Genomic DNA, 16,542 nt, shown 5'->3' with positions numbered 1-16,542 from the left:
TCGCCGGTACCCTGGGGCGGATGACTCCCGCTCCCCGTGCCCTGATCGCCCGCCTCCGCACCGACGCGCGACTCGCGCGCAAGGTGGGCGGCGAGCTGCTCGCGGCTCGCCGGGCCCGCCACGCGGTGACCCGGCTGCTCGCGGAGCGCGGGCCGCTGCCCGAGGGCCGGTTCGAGATCGGCGTCTACTTCGCCGACGGCGACATCAACCTGTACCAGCTGCGGCAGTGGTACCGGCCGCTGGCCGAGCTGGCGGAGACGCACCCGGTCGTGCTGCTCAGCCGCAACGCCGGCGCCGCGGAGGTGCTGCTGCGCGAGAGCCCGGTCCCGGTCGCCTACGTCCGCTCCGTCTCCGACCTCGAGGGCACCATCGCGAGCCAGCCGCTGCGGATCGTGCTCTACGTCAACCAGAACGCCCGCAACTTCCAGATGATGCGCTACGGGCGCCGCTGGCACGTCTTCGTCAACCACGGCGAGAGCGACAAGATGTACATGACGACGAACCAGTTCAAGGCGTACGACTACAGCATGATCGCCGGGGACGCCGCCCTGGCCCGGCTGCGCCGCGTGCTCTGGGACTACGACTTCGACAGGCGCGCCCTCGCCATCGGCCGTCCTCAGGCGGACCACTTCGCCGGCGCCGTGCCGTTCACGTCCGACGAGCGCCGCGTGGTGCTCTATGCGCCGACCTGGGAGGGCGACCGCCCCGCCGCGGGCTACGGCTCGATCCGGAGCCACGGCACGGCCCTTGTGCGCGGGCTCCTGGCCGACCCGCGGTTCCGGCTCGTCTACCGCCCGCATCCCCGCAGCGGCGCGGTCGACTCCGACTACGCCGCGGCCGACCGGGCGATCGTTGCGATGATCGCCGCCGCCAACGCGGCCGATCCGCGCGCCGGTCACGTGCACGACACCGGTGCCGAGCTCGGCTGGCAGCTCGCCGCCGCCGACCTCGCGATCCTCGACGTGTCGGCGATGGTCTACGACCGGCTGGCAACGGGGCGCCCGCTGCTGGTCACCCGGCCCGTCAGCGCCGAAGCGGAGGTCGACGAGAGCGGCTACCTCGGCGACGCGGAGTGGCTGCTCGCCGAGGACGCCTCCGCGATCATCGCGCGGATCGACAGCGCCGAGCACGATCCGGAGTCGGTCGAGCGGCTGGAGCGCTGGGTGCACCGCTACTTCGGCGACACGTCGCCCGGAGCGGCCACGCGGCGCTTCCACGAGGCGATCGAGCACCTGCTCACCGAGTGGGAGCGGCACGCCGCTCTGCACCGGGGCGACGGCGCGGTCGACGACCACGATCCGGAGGGCTGAGCGGGCGGGAGCACCGCTCGAACGGCCGCGTCAAGGGTGGGCCGGTCGCCGGGCGGCCTCCCGGCGCCCCGCTACGCTCGTCCCATGATGACCCCGCGCGCCTTCGCCCGCTCCCGCCGGCGCCGGTCGGCACCCGCCCAGCCCGCGGTCGAGCCGGACATCGTGGTCTCCGCCGACCCGGAGAAGCCGGTCTTCACGATCCGCTCCTTCCGCATCGGCCTGTTCGGCGCGCTCGGCGTGCTGGTGGCGCTCGTCCTGGGCGGCCTCGTCGTGCAGCTGGGCACGGTGCTGACCTACATCTTCGTGGCGCTGTTCTTCGCGCTCGGCCTCGATCCGCTGGTCTCCTGGCTCGAGAGCAAGCGCCTGCCGAGGCCGCTCGCGATCACGGCGGTCTTCGCCGCGGTGGTGCTGATCTTCGCCGGCCTGCTGGTCTACATCATCCCGATCCTTGTCGAGCAGCTGACGATGTTCGTCACGAGCGCCCCGCAGATCGTCACCGACATCGCCTCGCAGCAGTGGGTGCTCGACCTCGAGCAGCAGCTGCGCGGCGTGATCGACATCGACGAGCTGATCGAGAGCGTCCAGAGCTTCATCGGCAACCCCAACAACCTGCTCTCGCTCGGCGGCGGACTGATCGCGGTCGGGACCGGGATCGCCAGCGGCGTGACCGGCGCCGTCATCGTGCTGATCCTGACGCTGTACTTCCTCGCGTCGCTGCGCTCCATGAAGGCCGTCGCCTACCGCTTCGCCCCCGCCTCGCACCGCGCGAAGGCGCACGAGGTCGGCGACGAGATCACCGGCGCCGTGGGCCGCTACGTGGTCGGCCAGGTCTCGCTCGCCGGCGTGAACGGCGTGCTCACGTTCATCCTGCTGCTCTCGATCGGCGCCCCGGTGCCGGCGCTGCTGGCCTGCGTCGCGTTCCTCGGCTCCCTGATCCCGCTGGTCGGCACGCTCTCGGGCGCCGTGATCATCTCGCTCGCCTGCCTCCTGGCCTCGCCGCTGACCGCGCTGGTCGCCGCGATCTACTACCTCGTCTACATGCAGGTCGAGGCGTACCTCCTCAGCCCCCGCATCATGAACAAGGCCGTCTCGGTCCCCGGTGCGGTCGTCGTGATCGCGGCGGTGGCGGGCGGCACCATCGCGGGCGTGCTCGGCGCCCTGGTCGCGATCCCGGTCGCGGCCTCGGTGATCATCGTCGTGCAGAAGGTCGTCTTCCCCCGTCAGGACGCCAAGTAGCGGACCGCACCGCGACGGCCGGTCCGCTCAGCGCCAGGGTGGCACCGCGCCGTCGACCGCAGCGCTGAAGCGGCGGACCGACTCCGGGACCGCGACGCCCTCCTCCGCCGGCACCGGCGCGAGCGTGCGGGTGACCAGCGGCACGACGCCCGCCCAGACCCCGGCCTCCGGCTCGTCGCCGGCTCCGTGCGCGCGCACCTTCAGGCTCGCCTCGGCCAGGGGGAGGCGCAGCACCAGCGTGGCCGCGATCTCGCGGGCGGTGCTCGCTCGCACCTCCTCGTCGCGCCCCGGGAGGAGGCGTGCCACCAGCAGATCGAGGGCCCGCGCCTTCTCCTCGCCCTCCAGCGCCTCAGCCCGGCCGATCACCATCGCCGAGCGGTAGTTCATCGAGCTGTCGAAGGTGGAGCGGGCGACGACCAGTCCGTCGACCAGCGTGACCGAGGCGGTGAGGAGCGAGTGCCGCGCCGCCTCCCGCAGCAGTCCTCCGCCGCTCGACCCGTGCAGCAGGAGGGAGTCGCCGTCGCGGGCGAAGAGGATCGGCAGCACGATCGCGGCGCCGTCCCGCACGACGGCGACGTGGGCGACGAGCGCCTCGTCGAGCAGGGCGTGCAGCTCGGCGGGATCGGTGCGCTGGCGGTCGCGGAGACGGGAGACGCGGGTGCGATCGGTGACGGGGAGACTGTCCATGTCGGAATCGTCCCGCGCCGACTGGATCTGCCAGGATGCCACTGGAGCGCGATCGGAGTGGTCCAGAGCGGAGCGGTCGATGGCGTCGGGCGATCTGGAGATCCCGCTCCTCCTCGGGCCGTCGCCGCGCGGCTCGGTCCGCGCCGGGCTCGCCGAGGCGCTGCGCCAGGCGGTGCTGGACGGGCGCTACCGGGCGGGGGATCCGATCCCGTCGAGCCGCGTGCTCGCCGAGCGGCTCGGCGTCTCGCGGGGCTCCGTCGTCGCCGCGGTGGACCAGCTGGTGGGGGAGGGCTACCTCGTCGCCCACCCGCGCGCGGCGGTGACGGTCGCCTCCGACGGACTGCTGGCGCCGGCGCCGCAGGAGCCGCGGCCGGAGGCCCGGCAGATCGTCGTCCCGTCCGCCGCGGCGGACCTGAGGCCGGGTCGGCCGGACACCCGCGCCCTCGACACCCCGGAGTGGCGGGCCGCCTGGCGCCTGGCGCTCGCCTCGCCGCCCTCGGCGCCTCCTCGGGGTTCCGGTGACCCGGCCCTGCGGGAGCAGATCGCCGAGCAGCTGAGCCGGTCCCGCGGCGTCGACGTGCAGGCGTCGGACGTGGTGGTGACCAGCGGCACCGCGGGCGCCGTCGCGCTCCTGGCCCGCGCCGCCTCGGCCTCGCTGGGACGCGAGGTGCGCGTCGCCGTCGAGGACCCCGGCTACCCGGCCGTCCGGCGCCGCCTGCGCGCCGACGGGCACGAGGTCGTCGGCGTCCCTGTGCGCGGCGACGGCATCGACCTCGACGCTCTCGCGAGCTCCGGCGCGGACGTGGTCGTCGTGACTCCGTCGCACCAGTACCCGACCGGAGGCAGGCTCGCCCTCGCCGAGCGCCTGGAGCTGGTGCGCCGCGCGTCGGCCGGCCCCCTGCTCGTGGTGGAGGACGACTACGACAGCGAGTTCCGCTACGTCGGCGCCCCGCTGCCCGCGCTCGCCTCGCTCGACTCCGGCGGCGGAGTCGCCCATGTCGGGTCGTTCTCGAAGACCGTCTCGCCGTGGCTCCGCATCGCCTACCTGGCCGTTCCGCGGGCGTCCTGGCTGCGCGCGGCGCTGGCCGGCCTCGACGGCGAGAAGGACGCCTCCGCCTCGGGTCCGACGCAGGCGGCGCTCGCGCAGTTCATGGCGAGCGGGGCGTTCCGGAGGCATCTCACGCGCTCGAGACGGCGCTACGCCCACCGCCGTGAGCTGGTCCACGCATTCGGGGAGTCGGTGCCGTGGGGGCGCGCAAGCGGACTCGACGGGGGTCTGCACGTCGTCCTCTCCCTGCCCGCGCCTCTGGACGCGCACGCCGTCGCGGCCGCGCTGCTCCGGGAGGGACTGCTCGTCGCCACTCTGCACGAGTACGCCCTGTCGGGACGGGCTGCGACCGAGGCGCTGGTCCTCGGCTACGGCCATGTCGGCGACCTCGAGCTCGCTGCGGCGCTGGACCTCGTCGACCGGACCGTCCGCGCGCTCGCCGCCGGGGCCGTCCGTGGTATCCCTGGAGGATGACCCGCGACTCCGCCCTGCACATCACCGACGATCCCGACGCCGACGCGCTGCTCAGCCGCGACCCGCTGGCCCTGCTGATCGGGATGCTCCTCGACCAGCAGGTGGCGATGGAGACGGCCTTCTCGGGGCCCCGCAGGATCGAGGAGCGCCTCGAGGCGGAGGGCGCCTCGTTCGACGCCGCGTCGATCGCGGGCTTCGACGAGGACGCGTTCTCGGAGCTCTGCCGGACTCCGCCCGCGATCCACCGCTACCCGGCGAACATGGCGGGCCGCGTGCAGGTCCTCTGCCGCGCTCTGGTCGACGACTGGGACGGCGACGCCGCGGCCGTCTGGACGCGCGACGAGCCCGACGGCCGCACGGTCCTCGCGCGTCTGAAGGCGCTGCCCGGCTTCGGCGAGCAGAAGGCGCGGATCTTCCTCGCCCTGCTCGGCAAGCAGCGCGGATTCTCGGGGGAGGGCTGGCGCGCGGCCGCGGGCGCCTACGGAGAGGAGGGCGCCTTCCGCTCGGTCGCCGACATCGTCTCTCCGGAGTCGCTGACGAAGGTCCGCGCCACCAAGCAGGCCGCGAAGGCCGCCGCCAAGGCGGAGAAGTAGGGCCGGGGGCGGCGGCCGGATGGATCGAGCGCTCGACGACGGTCCCGGTCGCCGTCTCCGCAGTCGCAGGCCGAGCAGCCCGACCCGATGATCCCCGCCGCCACCGCCCGGCTGCGCTTCCGTGAGATGACCGCCGAGGACCTCCCCGACATGGCGGACCTGCTCGGCGACCCGGTCGTGATGCGGTACTACCCCGCGCCGAAGGACCGCGAGCAGGCAGCCGCCTGGATCGAGTGGAACCGGCGCAACTACCGCGAGCACGGCTTCGGGCTGTGGATCGTCGAGACCCTCGACGGCGAGTTCGTCGGCGACTGCGGGTTGACCTGGCAGCGCGTCGACGGCGGGATCGAGCTCGAGGTCGGCTACCACGTGCGGGCCGGTCTGCACGGCCGCGGCTACGCCACCGAGGCGGCTGCGGCCTGCCGCGACCTCGCGCTCGCCCACCGCCTCGCGGGACGACTCGTGGCGCTCGTGCACCCGGACAACGCCGCCTCGAGGCGCGTCGCCGAGAAGACCGGCCTCCGCGTGATCGCCGAGGACCGCGACGGCGGCGGACTCGTCCGCACCGTGCTCGGGATGCCGCTCGTCGGGCCCGGGCGCCGGCCTCGGGAACGCTGACCGAACGCCTCCGACGGCTCCGGACCATCGCGCGCGGAGCAGGCCGTGAGCTGGAGCAGATCCTGAGCTAGATCCGGTCCTCCAGCGCCGCGATCAGCGCCGCGCGGTCCTCACGGAGGATCGAGGCCCCGCCCCCCGGCACGGTCCGCACCTCGACGCCGCGGCCGGCGAGGACGTCGCCCAGCGAGCCGTGGCCCAGCGGGTCCTCCGGCATCACGGCGAGCGTCGGCACGGGGAACGTCTCGGGGGCCTCGGCCGCACCCCGTGCCGTCAGCCCGCCGGCGGAGTCCTGGTCCCAGAGCGCGTGGGCCGACACGTCGAGCTCGATCTGCTCGTCCGTCCAGATCGGGTGGCGGTGGCGGAGGGAGTCGGCGTCGCCCTTCTCGACGTGCGCGACCGAGCCGCCGCGGTGGAGCGCGCTCGTCAGGCCGCGGGCGTCGGAGAACGCGGGGTCGAGCAGGACGAGCCGGTCGGCGCCGTACTCGGGGGCGAGCCGGGCGGCGATGACGGCGCCGAGGCCGTGGCCGATGACGAGGTCGGGGGTCTGCAGCACCGAGGCGCGGACGTCCGACGCCCAGCGCTCCGGCGAGTACGCGGGCGATGCCGGCGAGCCGCCGTGACCGGCGAGATCGGGGGCCACCACGCGGTAGCCGTGCTCGTGCAGCGTCGGGACCAGGGCGTACCAGATCCGGGAGTCGGAGCCGAGGCCGTGGAAGAGGAGCGCCACCCGCTCGCCCGGTCCGCCGTAGTCGCGGACGAACAGCGCCAGCGGCTCGGCCGGCGCGGCGGCCAGCGCCTTCCGCTCGGCGCGCGTCGGCTCCAGCACCAGCGTGTTGCCGAACGCCTGCGGCGCCGGTCCGAAGGCGTCGCGCGCGCTCTGGACCACCTTGCGTCCGAGCATCGCGTTGCCGACGCCGCCGAGCGCCGCTCCGATCCCGAACGGCATCGCCCGGCCGACCAGGCCCGCGCCCTGCTGGGCGAGGAAGTGCTTGGCGAAGGACTTCTTCGCGCGGTCCGCCAGCTCGCCCACGAGGAAGGACGGCAGGCCCTTCGTGACCACGGAGCCCCAGTACTGGTTGAGGCCGCTGCCCCCGCCGACGGCCTGCCCGGCCACCTGGCGCACCATCTCGCTGCCGGAGGAGCCCATCATCAGCGTGAGCACGAGGGCCCGCGCGCGGTCCGGGTCCTCGAGCGGGATCCCGTGCACCTCCGTCACCGACTGCGCGAAGAGCGCGCTCGCCTCCAGGAACCCTGCGGCTCCCGCGCCGGAGAGGGCCACCGAGGCGGCCGTGCCGATGCCGGGGACGACGGCGGTCGCCCCGATCGCCGCGCCTCCCGCGGCCACGCTCGAGAGGTACTGCCGCTCGAGCGACGTGATGATCTGCTCCGGAGTCGCCCCGGGACGCCGGCGCCGCAGCAGGCGGATGTTCGCCAGCACGGCCGGGCGCTGCACCGCGAGGAGCCGGTCGAGCAGCTTCGCCAGCTGCGCGTTCTCGGAGCCGTCGGCCTGCTCCACCTCGCCGGCCCTCTCCACGGCGCGCTCGCGCTTGCGGTCCTTCTGGGCCATGTCGTGCACTCCTGCGTCCTCGGGCGCCGCGTGCGGGAGGGGTCAGTCGTCGGAGACGGTGCCCTGGACGGGCGGGCCCTCGGCCGGCGCCGTGCTGCTCCGCGGTGTCGGCGCGTAGTCCTCAGCGTAACGCGCGAGCACCTCCTCGATCGGCGCGTCCAGCACCAGGCGGCCCTTGTCCAGGTAGAGGCCGCGCGTGCAGAAGCGGCGGAGGTCGCGCTCATTGTGCGAGACGAAGAAGAGGGTGCGGCCGGAGGCGAGCAGCTCCTCGATCCGCGCGTAGCACTTCTCGCGGAACGCCCTGTCGCCGACCGCGAGCACCTCGTCCACCAGGATGATCGGCTCCTCGAGCCGCGACACGACGGAGAAGGCGATCCGCACCTTCATCCCGCTCGAGAGGTGCTTGTAGGGGGTGTCGAGGAAGTCGCCGATCTCGGCGAACTCGATGATCGAGTCGAAGCGCGCGTCGACCTCGCGCTTGGACATCCCGTGGAGACCCGCGGTCAGGTAGACGTTCTCGCGGACGCTCAGGTCGGCCACGAAGCCGCCGGTGATCTCGATGAGCGGAGCGACGCCACCGCGCACCTCCACCGCGCCCTCGTCCGGAAGCACCACGCCGGCGACGAGCTTGAGCAGCGTCGACTTGCCCTGACCGTTCCGGCCGACGACACCGATGGCCTCGCCCGCCCGCACCTGCACGTCGAGCCCGCGGAGCGCCCAGAACTCGCCGGGCCGCGAGCGGCGGGAGCGGCCGGCGAAGAGGTCCTTGAAGGAGCGGCGGCCCCGCCGGTTGCGGCGGAAGCGGATCCCGAGGCCGCGGCACTCGATGACCACGGGGGCGTCGGCCATCACAGCTCCTTCAGCACCGCGCGCTCGGAGCGGCGGAAGACGACGAGGCCCAGCGCCAGCACGAGCACCGAGATGCCCGCGGAGGCGAGGATGAGCGGGACGTCGAGCTCGCTCTCGAAGAACGCGGAGCGGTAGAGGGCGAAGATCCCGCTGAGCGGGTTGAGCGCCGCGAGCGGCCGGATCTGCTCCGGCAGGTTGGCCGTGGAGTAGATGATCGGCGACGCGTAGAAGAGGAACCGGAGCACGAGCTTCACGGCCCGCTCCAGATCGCGGAAGAACACCACGAGCGGAGCCACCAGCAGACCCACGCCGAGCGTGAGCACCGCCTGCAGCAGGATCGCCACGGGGAACAGCAGCGCCGCCCAGGTCAGGTGCGCGCCGGCGATCACGGCGAAGAGCACCAGCACCGGCAGGCTCGCCACGAATTCGATGCCCTTCGAGAGCACGATCCGCCCGACCCAGATGGTCCGCGGGATCGACGTCGACCGCACCAGCTTCGCCTCGCGGAGGAACGCGCGGGTCGCGTCGGAGGTCGCCTGGTTGAACCACATCCACGGCAGCAGGCCCGCGAGCAGGAAGACGATGTACGGGTCCTCGCCGACGGTCCGCCGGAAGACGACGGTGAAGACGAAGAAGTAGATGCCCGACATGACGAGCGGGTCGAGCACCGACCAGACGTACCCGAGCGCGCTCGTGGCATACCGGACGGTGAGGTCGCGCCTGGTGAGCAGCCAGAGGGAGTGGCGGTAGCGCCAGGCCCGGGAGCGCCGGTGGCGCAGGGCCGTCTCGGTCGCGAGGGTGTCGGCCGTGCTCACTGCGCGACTCCTCCCGTCGGCTCCGCTCGAGCCGGGGGAGGAGCCGGGAGCGTCAGACGAAGAGGTTCGCGCGCTCGAGGTCCTCGGCGAAGTCCACCTCGACGGCGTAGAGGTCGGAGATGTCCATCGGCTCGACGAGCAGGCGGTCCTGCTCGATCGCCAACTCTATGCCACGCTCGAAGTAGTCCTGGGCGTCGACCCGGGCGAGCTGGCGCACCAGCGCGGCCTTGTCGGAGGCGGACACGTAGTTGATCCCGACCGCCTCGCCGAGGCCGCCGCGCACCGTCTTGGAGAGCTCCTGGATGAAGCCCTCGGCGCTCGTCGTGTACTTGACCTCCTCGTCCGACACCTTCGAGGTGTTGACGGTGACGAAGGAGACGTCCTTCGCGATCAGCGCGGCCGCCCGGTCGAGGATGCGCGGGTCGAAGACGACGTCGCCGTTCATCCAGAGCACGCCGCCCTGCCCGCTCGCCTGCAGCGCGCGGAGGAGGCTCTTGGAGGTGTTGGTCTGGTCGTACTGCTCGTTGTAGACGAACGTCGCCGAGGGGAAGGCCTCGATGATGTGCTCGAGCTTGTAGCCGACGACGACGCTCACCGGGATCTTCGTGCCGAAGGCGTGGTGGATGTTGTCGAACTGCTGCTGCATGATCGTGCGCCCGTCGCTGAGCGGCGTGAGCGGCTTGGGGAGGGAGCGGCCGAGCCGGCTGCCCATCCCTGCGGCGAGGATGACGACGGTGGCGGGGCTGCTGCTCGTCGAACCTGTGTGCATCATCGTGTGTTCTCCTCGAATTAACCGCTGCGTCTCGATCTGATCGACTCCTCGGGTAGAGACCTAGTGTACAGTTCACGCCCCCCGGGGCCAGGGTGGTTGACCTCTCGCCGTGTCGCCGGGTGTCGGCGCGGGCGCCGGGGGCCTGCGGGCGAGTTGGTACCGTAGCCGGATGACGTCCGTGACGAACGCCGAGCCCGCTGAGGGTGCCGCGGATCCGGACGGCGCCTCGCCCGTCGTCTTCGAGCTGCACCAGCTGATCCGGACCTTCGGGAGGACGGTGGCGGTCGACCGCATCGACCTGGCCGTCCGCGCGGGGACCTTCTACGGGATCATCGGCCCGAACGGCGCGGGCAAGACCACCACGCTCTCGATGATGACGGGCCTCCTGCGACCCGACACCGGCCGCGTCCTCGTGCACGGCGTCGACGTCTGGAAGGACCCGTCGGCCGCGAAGCCGCTGATCGGGGTCCTGCCCGACCGCCTCCGGCTGTTCGACCGGCTCACCGGCGCCCAGTTCCTCGCCTACTCCGCCGCGCTGCGCGGCATCGACCTCGCCACGGCGAAGCAGCGCACGGTCGAGCTGGCCGAGGCGCTCGGCCTCTCCGACGCGCTGGAGCGCCTGATCTCGGACTACTCCGCGGGGATGGCGAAGAAGGTCGCCCTCGCGGCGGCGATGATCCACGCACCGCGCGTGCTGGTCCTCGACGAGCCGTTCGAGTCGGTGGACCCGGTCTCCTCGGCCGCCGTGATCACCGTGCTGCGCCGCTTCGTCGAGGGCGGCGGCACCGTCGTCCTCTCGAGCCACGGGCTCGACTTCATCGAGCGCGTCTGCGACGACGTGGCCGTGATCGTCGGCGGGCGCGTGCTCGCCTCCGGGACGGTCGCGGAGGTCGCCGGCACCGCGACGCTGGAGGAGCGCTTCCTCGAGCTCGCGGGCGGCAAGCAGATCGCCGAGGGGCTGCAGTGGCTGCACGACTTCTCCGGCTGAGGGTCGACGTCCTCCTGGGCGCGTTCCGCTCCGGGCCCGCGCGCTCGGCCGGCGCCGTCCTGGGCGTGCTCGTGGTCGTCGCGGTGACGGCCCTGCTGATCGCGGCGATCGGCGCTCTGCGCTCCTCGGACGCGGCGGCGGGCGCTCTCGTGACCGCCGGCGGCCTCGTCTCCGTCGGCTTCCTGGTGCTGCCCTTCCTGCTCGGCCCGCTCGACCCGATGGATCCGCGCGCGTTCCGCCTCTTCGGCCTTCCGCCGCTCCGCCTCGCCGGGGCGCTCGCCCTGGCCGGCCTCGTCTCGGTCCCCACGCTCGCCCTGCTGGTGGTCGGGCTCGCGAGCGCGCCGCTCGTCCCGGGCGCAGGCGCCTTCGCCGTGGTCGGCCCGCTCCTCGCGGTGGCGACGGCCTCGCTGTTCGCGCGGATCGGCCTCGCCGCCTCCGCCGCCCTCGTCCCCTCCCGGACCGCCCGCGAGCTGCTGGCCGTCCTCGGCCTGGTGCTGATGCTGGGCGGTCCCGCAGCCCTCGGCGCCGCCGCGCTGGTCGACACGGGGGACACCCCGGTGCTCGAGCGCTGGGGCGCGGCGATGGGGGCCACTCCGTTCGGCGCGGCGTGGATGATCGCCCCGGCCGCCCGGACCGGCGACGCGCTCGGCCCGCTCCTGCTGGCCCTGGCGACGCTCGTCGCGGCGGGCGCGCTCTGGTGGCTCGTCGTCCGCCTGCTGACCGGGCGCCCCGAGCGCACGCACCGGCCGCCGCGCGGCCTCCGGCTGGGCTGGTTCGACGTCCTCGGCTCGACCCGGACCGGCGCGATCGCGGCGCGCAGCATCACCTACTGGCTCCGGGATCCGCGCTACCAGGCGTCGCTCGTCGCCGTGCCGGTGCTGCCGGTCGCGGCCCTGCTGCTGCTCGCGGTCGTCGGCGTCCCCTTCCCGCTGCTCTCGCTGCTCCCGGTCCCGCTGATCGCGCTGTTCCTCGGCTGGTTCCTGCACAACGACGTCGCCTACGACGGCTCGGCGTTCTGGCTCCACGTGGCCGCGGGCGTCCGCGGCTGGTCGGACCGGCTCGGCCGCGCCTTCCCGACCCTCCTGCTCGGCGTGCCGGTCGTCGTGCTCGGCTCGCTGATCGGCAGCGCGACCTCGGGTCTCCCCGATGCGCTGCCCGTCGTGCTCGCGGTGAACACCTGCCTCCTGCTCGTCCCCGCCGGCGTCGCCAGCGCCGTCTCGGCACGGCTCGCCTATCCGGCTCCGCGCCCGGGCGACAGCGCGTTCACGCAGCCCCAGGCCCCCGGAGCCAGCGGCGCCGGTCCGCAGTCCCTCGCGTTCGGGCTGGGGCTGCTCCTCTCGGCTCCGGCCGTGGTGCTCGGCGTCAGGGCCCTGTTCGTCGACCCGGAAGCGGCGGGCGACGCCGTGCTCGTCGGCTTCGGCAGCGCCGTGGTCGTCTTCGCCCTCGGCGTGCTCCTCGGCGGCCGGCTGTTCGAGCGCCGCGCGACCGAGCTGGTCGCGTTCACCAGCCGCTACTAGCGCCGCCCGATCCGGAGCGCACGGCCGCGGGCCCGGGCTCCGCGCGTAGGATCGTCGGCATGATTCCGCGCGTCCAGAACAGCAGCACCGACCCCCTCGAGGGAGGCGGAGGAACCGCCACGCTCGACCGCGAGCTCGAGGAGCTCCTCAACCAGGAGTCCATCGAGCCGGGCGACCACGAGCGCTTCTCCCACTACGTGCCGAAGGACAAGATCCTCGAGAGCGCCATCACCGGCAAGCCGGTCCGCGCGCTCTGCGGCAAGAAGTGGCTCCCGGGCCGCGACCCGGAGAAGTTCCCGGTGTGTCCGGCCTGCAAGGAGATCTACGCGAAGATGAAGTGAGCGCCCGCCCGCTCACTCGTAGCGGGTCGGGATGACGGGCTCGCCGCGGCCGAGCCGGAGCGCGTCGATCGGCAGCTCGAGGACCGCGTTGGCGTGGTGCGCGCGGGCTGCCGCCACTCCCTCGATGCCGAGGTGCTCGGGACGGATCGTCCCGTCCTCGATCAGGGGGACGAGCAGCGCCCGCTCGCCCTCGCCGACGGCGCCCTCGGGGCCGGCGCCCACGTGCACGACCTCGGCCTCGGCGATCCCGTCGTCGGAGAGCAGACGGCCGGCGGCCTTCCGTCCGCCGATCGACGCCTTCGAGACCGACTTCTTCGCCACCGCGACCCACTCGCCCGCGTCGTCCTCGTGCGCGACCAGCTTGTAGACCATGCCCGCCGTCGGGTGGCCCGAGCCCGTCGCCACCGAGGTGCCGACGCCGTAGGAGTCGACCGGTGAGGCCGCGAGCGCGGCGATCCCGTACTCGTCGAGGTCGTTGGTGACGGTGATGCGCGTGCCGGTCGCGCCGAGCGCGTCCAGCTGCTGCCGGACGGCGGCCACCTGCTGGGGGAGGTCGCCGGAGTCGATGCGCACAGCGCCGAGACCGGTGCCGGCGACGCGGACCGCCAGGTCGACGGCGGCCGTCACGTCGTAGGTGTCCACCAGGAGGGTCGTGCCGGGGCCGAGCGCGGCGACCTGCGCGCGGAAGGCCTCCTCCTCCGAGTCGTGGAGGAGCGTGAAGGAGTGCGCGGAGGTGCCCATCGTGGGCACGCCGAAGCTGCGGCCCGCCTCCAGGTTCGAGGAGGCGCCGAATCCGGCGATGTAGGCGGCGCGAGCCGCCGCGACGGCGGACCGCTCACCGGCGCGGCGCGAGCCCATCTCGGCGAGCGGTCGCCCGTCGGCGGCCGAGACCATCCGCGCGGCGGCGCTCGCCACGGCGCTGTCGTGGTTGAGGACGCTGAGCACCAGGGTCTCCAGCAGCACGCCGTCGGCGAAGGGCGCCTCGACGATGAGCACGGGGGAGCCCGGGAGGTAGACCTCGCCCTCGCGGTAGCCCCAGACGTCGCCCCGGAAGCGGTAGTCGGCGAGCCAGTCCAGCGTGCGGGAGTCGACCACGCGGTTGTCGCGGAGCCAGGACAGCTCGTCGTCGCCGAAGCGGAAGCGCGAGATCAGCTCGAGGAGCCGGCCGGTGCCCGCGAGCACGCCGTAGCGGCGCCCCGGCGGGAGGCTCCGGGCGAACACCTCGAACATGCAGCGGCGGTCGGCGGTGCCGCTGCCGAGGGCGCCCTCGACCATCGTGAGCTCGTACCGGTCGGTGAGGAAGGCCGTGGAGTCCATCCGCTCAGTGTTCCACGGCCGCCCCCGCGCGGCCCAGGCGCGGGTGCCGGGGCTTGCGCACGCCGCCGGGCCCGGGAACGGCGTGCGGCCGGGACCGGGCCGCAGGGCGCGGGTAGGCTGTTCCTCTGTGACGGACGCACCGCTGGGCATCTTCGACTCCGGAGTCGGCGGGCTCACCGTCGCCCGCTCCGTGATCGACCAGCTGCAGAACGAGTCGATCGTCTACCTCGGCGACACCGCGCACTCGCCCTACGGGCCCAAGCCGCTCGCCGACGTCCGCGCCTACGCCCTCGACACCCTCGACACCCTGGTCGACCAGGGCGCCAAGCTGCTCGTCATCGCCTGCAACACCGCCTCGGCCGCGATGATGCGCGACGCCCGCGAGCGCTACACGCTCGGCCGCGGCATCCCGGTGATCGAGGTCATCCAGCCCGCCGTCCGCAGCGCTGTCCGCGACACCCGCAACCGCCGCGTCGGGGTGATCGGCACGGTCGGGACGATCCGCTCCCGCGCCTACGACGACGCCTTCGTCGCCGCGCCGGACCTGCAGCTGTTCACCGCCGCCTGCCCGCGCTTCGTCGAGTTCGTCGAGGCGGGGGTCACCTGGAGCGACGAGCTGCTCGCGGTGGCGGAGGAGTACCTCGCGCCGCTCAAGGCCGCGGGGGTCGACACGCTCGTCCTCGGCTGCACGCACTACCCGCTGCTGCGCGGTGCCATCGCCTACGTGATGGGGCCGGACGTCCGCCTCGTCTCGAGCGCCGAGGAGACCGCGCTCGACGTCTACCGGACCCTCGTGGCGCACGGCCTGCAGCGCACCTCCGCCGCTCCTCCGACCTACCGGTGGGAGGAGACGGGCTCGAGCGACTTCGTTCGCCTCGCCCGCCGCTTCCTCGGCCCGGAGGTCTCGAGCGTCGACCTCGTCGAGACCGGCACCATCAACCTGCGCGAGCTCGACCGGGCCGCGCTCCCGCACGATCGAGGGAGACCCGAGTGACCGACAGCACCGCATCGAAGGCCGCGCGCAAGGACGGGCGGGCGCCCGACGAGCTGCGCACCGTGACGATCGAGCGCGGCTGGAGCTCCCAGGCCGAGGGCTCCGCGCTCGTCTCGTTCGGGAACACCAGGGTGCTCTGCACCGCCTCCTTCACGAACGGCGTGCCGCGCTGGCTGCAGGGCAAGGGCAAGGGCTGGGTCACCGCCGAGTACGCGATGCTGCCCCGCTCCACCAACTCCCGCATGGACCGCGAGTCGGTCAAGGGGAAGGTCGGCGGGCGCACGCACGAGATCTCCCGGCTGATCGGCCGGAGCCTGCGCGCGGTGGTCGACACGAAGGCGCTCGGCGAGAACACCCTCGTCATCGACTGCGACGTCCTCCAGGCCGACGGCGGCACCCGCACCGCGGCGATCACCGGCGCCTACGTGGCGATGGCCGACGCGATCGAGTGGGCGCGGGGCAAGAAGTACGTGGGGCAGAAGGCGCAGCCGCTGATCGACAGCCTCTCGGCGGTGTCCGTCGGCATCATCGACGGCGTGCCGATGCTCGACCTGGCCTACGTCGAGGACGTGCGCGCCGAGACCGACATGAACGTCGTCGTCACCGGACGCGGCCTGTTCGTCGAGGTGCAGGGCACCGCCGAGGGGGCCCCGTTCGACCGCCGCGAGCTCGACGCCCTGCTCGACCTCGCGGTCGCCGGTGCCTCCGACCTCGCCCGCATCCAGGCCGAAGCGCTCGCCGCGGAGCCCGGAGCGTGAGCCTGGACCTCGTCCTCGCCACGCACAACGCGGGCAAGGTGGAGGAGTTCCGCGCCATGCTGGCCGGCGCGCTCCCCGGAGTCGGCGTCCGCGCCTACGACGGACCCGAGCCCGTCGAGGACGGCGTGAGCTTCGCCGAGAACGCGCTGATCAAAGCGCGCGCGGCGGCGGCGCACACCGGCCTCGTGGCGCTCGCGGACGACTCCGGGATCTGCGTCGACGTCCTCGGCGGCGCGCCGGGCATCTTCTCGGCCCGCTGGTCGGGACGCGCGCACGACGCGACGGCCAACCTCGAGCTCCTCCTGGCGCAGCTGCACGACGTGAAGGTGGAGCACCGCGGTGCGCACTTCAGCTGCACCATCGCCCTCGTGGTGCCGGACTCCGTGCTCCCCGGCGGGCAGGAGACGGTGGTCGAGGGCCGCTGGGACGGCGCGATCGCGACGGCGCCGCGCGGTGCGAACGGCCACGGCTACGACCCGGTGTTCGTTCCCGAGGCCGGGGCGCTCACGGCGGCCGAGCTCGCTCCCGAGCAGAAGAACGCCCGGAGCCACCGCACCCGCGCCTTCACCGCGCTGCGCGCCGAGCTCGCCGCCCTGTCCGCCCGGCTCTGACCCGGCGGGCTCAACCGCGAACTGCCACTCCGGTGCACGCCTGTCGG

General features: G+C 73.6%; 17 protein-coding genes. 11 read left to right on the top strand and 6 right to left on the bottom strand.

What is annotated here, in order from left to right; translation table 11 throughout:
- The first annotated feature begins 20 nt into the window (after window positions 1-20).
- Complete coding sequence (locus tag C5B92_RS08100; RefSeq protein ID WP_258061314.1) at window positions 21-1,310, top strand: CDP-glycerol glycerophosphotransferase family protein; 1,290 nt, start codon at window positions 21-23, stop codon at window positions 1,308-1,310.
- Between the two features lie 84 nt (window positions 1,311-1,394).
- Complete coding sequence (locus C5B92_RS08095; protein WP_244229611.1) at window positions 1,395-2,546, top strand: AI-2E family transporter; 1,152 nt, start codon at window positions 1,395-1,397, stop codon at window positions 2,544-2,546.
- A 27-nt stretch (window positions 2,547-2,573) separates the two neighbouring features.
- Here C5B92_RS08095 and C5B92_RS08090 read toward each other — a convergent pair whose 3' ends face one another.
- Window positions 2,574-3,233 carry a pyridoxamine 5'-phosphate oxidase family protein gene (locus C5B92_RS08090; protein WP_104226958.1) on the bottom strand — a complete coding sequence of 220 codons (660 nt, stop codon included), beginning with the start codon at window positions 3,231-3,233 and terminating at the stop codon, window positions 2,574-2,576.
- A gap of 79 nt (window positions 3,234-3,312) precedes the next feature.
- Between C5B92_RS08090 and C5B92_RS08085 the strand changes: the two genes are divergently transcribed.
- The 3 genes from C5B92_RS08085 to C5B92_RS08075 all read left to right on the top strand — a co-directional run bounded on the left by C5B92_RS08085 (window position 3,313) and on the right by C5B92_RS08075 (window position 5,966).
- Window positions 3,313-4,755 carry a PLP-dependent aminotransferase family protein gene (locus C5B92_RS08085; protein ID WP_181028775.1) on the top strand — a complete coding sequence of 481 codons (1,443 nt, stop codon included), beginning with the start codon at window positions 3,313-3,315 and terminating at the stop codon, window positions 4,753-4,755.
- Window positions 4,752-5,348 (top strand): HhH-GPD-type base excision DNA repair protein, encoded by a 597-nt coding sequence (locus C5B92_RS08080; RefSeq protein WP_104350266.1) that lies wholly within the window; start codon window positions 4,752-4,754, stop codon window positions 5,346-5,348. The genes C5B92_RS08085 and C5B92_RS08080 overlap by 4 nt, the downstream gene beginning before the upstream one ends.
- A gap of 87 nt (window positions 5,349-5,435) precedes the next feature.
- The gene (locus C5B92_RS08075) at window positions 5,436-5,966 is read left to right on the top strand and encodes a GNAT family N-acetyltransferase (RefSeq protein WP_104226961.1); all 531 of its coding nucleotides are present in this window, start codon (window positions 5,436-5,438) and stop codon (window positions 5,964-5,966) included.
- A gap of 67 nt (window positions 5,967-6,033) precedes the next feature.
- On the opposite strand, the gene C5B92_RS08070 is transcribed toward C5B92_RS08075, so the two are convergent.
- From C5B92_RS08070 to C5B92_RS08055, 4 genes are read right to left on the bottom strand one after another with little or no spacing between them, the layout of a single operon-like run.
- Window positions 6,034-7,533, bottom strand: coding sequence for an alpha/beta fold hydrolase (locus C5B92_RS08070; RefSeq protein ID WP_104350265.1), 1,500 nt, complete (start codon window positions 7,531-7,533; stop codon window positions 6,034-6,036).
- A gap of 42 nt (window positions 7,534-7,575) precedes the next feature.
- On the bottom strand, window positions 7,576-8,382 hold the full coding sequence (locus tag C5B92_RS08065) for an ABC transporter ATP-binding protein (RefSeq protein WP_104223571.1): 807 nt from the start codon (window positions 8,380-8,382) through the stop codon (window positions 7,576-7,578).
- Window positions 8,382-9,197, bottom strand: a complete 816-nt coding sequence (locus tag C5B92_RS08060) for an ABC transporter permease (protein ID WP_374952924.1) — start codon at window positions 9,195-9,197, stop codon at window positions 8,382-8,384. The genes C5B92_RS08065 and C5B92_RS08060 overlap by 1 nt, the downstream gene beginning before the upstream one ends.
- A gap of 52 nt (window positions 9,198-9,249) precedes the next feature.
- On the bottom strand, window positions 9,250-9,969 hold the full coding sequence (locus tag C5B92_RS08055) for a phosphocholine cytidylyltransferase family protein (protein ID WP_258061313.1): 720 nt from the start codon (window positions 9,967-9,969) through the stop codon (window positions 9,250-9,252).
- Window positions 9,970-10,138: 169 nt separating this feature from the next.
- Between C5B92_RS08055 and C5B92_RS08050 the strand changes: the two genes are divergently transcribed.
- From C5B92_RS08050 to C5B92_RS08040, 3 genes are read left to right on the top strand one after another with little or no spacing between them, the layout of a single operon-like run.
- Window positions 10,139-10,957, top strand: a complete 819-nt coding sequence (locus C5B92_RS08050; RefSeq protein ID WP_104350264.1) for an ABC transporter ATP-binding protein — start codon at window positions 10,139-10,141, stop codon at window positions 10,955-10,957.
- Window positions 10,933-12,474 (top strand): ABC transporter permease, encoded by a 1,542-nt coding sequence (locus tag C5B92_RS08045; RefSeq protein ID WP_104350263.1) that lies wholly within the window; start codon window positions 10,933-10,935, stop codon window positions 12,472-12,474. Before C5B92_RS08050 ends, C5B92_RS08045 begins: the two co-directional genes overlap by 25 nt.
- A 59-nt stretch (window positions 12,475-12,533) precedes the next feature.
- On the top strand, window positions 12,534-12,815 hold the full coding sequence (locus C5B92_RS08040) for a DUF3039 domain-containing protein (RefSeq protein ID WP_104223568.1): 282 nt from the start codon (window positions 12,534-12,536) through the stop codon (window positions 12,813-12,815).
- A gap of 12 nt (window positions 12,816-12,827) precedes the next feature.
- On the opposite strand, the gene C5B92_RS08035 is transcribed toward C5B92_RS08040, so the two are convergent.
- On the bottom strand, window positions 12,828-14,132 hold the full coding sequence (locus C5B92_RS08035; protein ID WP_104350262.1) for a nicotinate phosphoribosyltransferase: 1,305 nt from the start codon (window positions 14,130-14,132) through the stop codon (window positions 12,828-12,830).
- A 127-nt stretch (window positions 14,133-14,259) separates the two neighbouring features.
- On the opposite strand from C5B92_RS08035, the gene murI reads away from it, so the two are divergent.
- The 3 genes from murI to rdgB are packed head-to-tail and all read left to right on the top strand — an operon-like array spanning window position 14,260 to window position 16,495.
- A complete protein-coding gene (murI, locus tag C5B92_RS08030) occupies window positions 14,260-15,126 on the top strand; it encodes a glutamate racemase (protein WP_104223566.1) in 867 nt (288 codons plus the stop codon).
- The gene (rph, locus tag C5B92_RS08025; RefSeq protein WP_104345823.1) at window positions 15,123-15,884 is read left to right on the top strand and encodes a ribonuclease PH; all 762 of its coding nucleotides are present in this window, start codon (window positions 15,123-15,125) and stop codon (window positions 15,882-15,884) included. The genes murI and rph overlap by 4 nt, the downstream gene beginning before the upstream one ends.
- On the top strand, window positions 15,881-16,495 hold the full coding sequence (gene rdgB / locus C5B92_RS08020) for an RdgB/HAM1 family non-canonical purine NTP pyrophosphatase (protein WP_104350261.1): 615 nt from the start codon (window positions 15,881-15,883) through the stop codon (window positions 16,493-16,495). Before rph ends, rdgB begins: the two co-directional genes overlap by 4 nt.
- The last annotated feature ends 47 nt before the right edge of the window (window positions 16,496-16,542 follow it).

Origin of the sequence: Rathayibacter sp. AY1A4, assembly GCF_002930955.1 — a bacterium.
In the GTDB taxonomy this organism is placed as follows: Bacteria; Actinomycetota; Actinomycetes; order Actinomycetales; family Microbacteriaceae; genus Rathayibacter.
Note: the sequence above shows the minus strand (reverse complement) of the source record. Positions and strands in the feature narration are given on the sequence as shown.

Excerpts from the sequence above, each read along its gene's own strand:
- C5B92_RS08100 (WP_258061314.1), top strand. The coding sequence starts at position 21 with ATGACTCCCGCTCCCCGTGCCCTGATCGCCCGCCTCCGCACCGACGCG.
- C5B92_RS08095 (WP_244229611.1), top strand. The coding sequence starts at position 1,395 with ATGATGACCCCGCGCGCCTTCGCCCGCTCCCGCCGGCGCCGGTCGGCA.
- C5B92_RS08090 (WP_104226958.1), bottom strand. The coding sequence starts at position 3,233 with ATGGACAGTCTCCCCGTCACCGATCGCACCCGCGTCTCCCGTCTCCGC.
- C5B92_RS08085 (WP_181028775.1), top strand. The coding sequence starts at position 3,313 with ATGGCGTCGGGCGATCTGGAGATCCCGCTCCTCCTCGGGCCGTCGCCG.
- C5B92_RS08080 (WP_104350266.1), top strand. The coding sequence starts at position 4,752 with ATGACCCGCGACTCCGCCCTGCACATCACCGACGATCCCGACGCCGAC.
- C5B92_RS08075 (WP_104226961.1), top strand. The coding sequence starts at position 5,436 with ATGATCCCCGCCGCCACCGCCCGGCTGCGCTTCCGTGAGATGACCGCC.
- C5B92_RS08070 (WP_104350265.1), bottom strand. The coding sequence starts at position 7,533 with ATGGCCCAGAAGGACCGCAAGCGCGAGCGCGCCGTGGAGAGGGCCGGC.
- C5B92_RS08065 (WP_104223571.1), bottom strand. The coding sequence starts at position 8,382 with ATGGCCGACGCCCCCGTGGTCATCGAGTGCCGCGGCCTCGGGATCCGC.
- C5B92_RS08055 (WP_258061313.1), bottom strand. The coding sequence starts at position 9,969 with ATGATGCACACAGGTTCGACGAGCAGCAGCCCCGCCACCGTCGTCATC.
- C5B92_RS08050 (WP_104350264.1), top strand. The coding sequence starts at position 10,139 with ATGACGTCCGTGACGAACGCCGAGCCCGCTGAGGGTGCCGCGGATCCG.
- C5B92_RS08040 (WP_104223568.1), top strand. The coding sequence starts at position 12,534 with ATGATTCCGCGCGTCCAGAACAGCAGCACCGACCCCCTCGAGGGAGGC.
- C5B92_RS08035 (WP_104350262.1), bottom strand. The coding sequence starts at position 14,132 with ATGGACTCCACGGCCTTCCTCACCGACCGGTACGAGCTCACGATGGTC.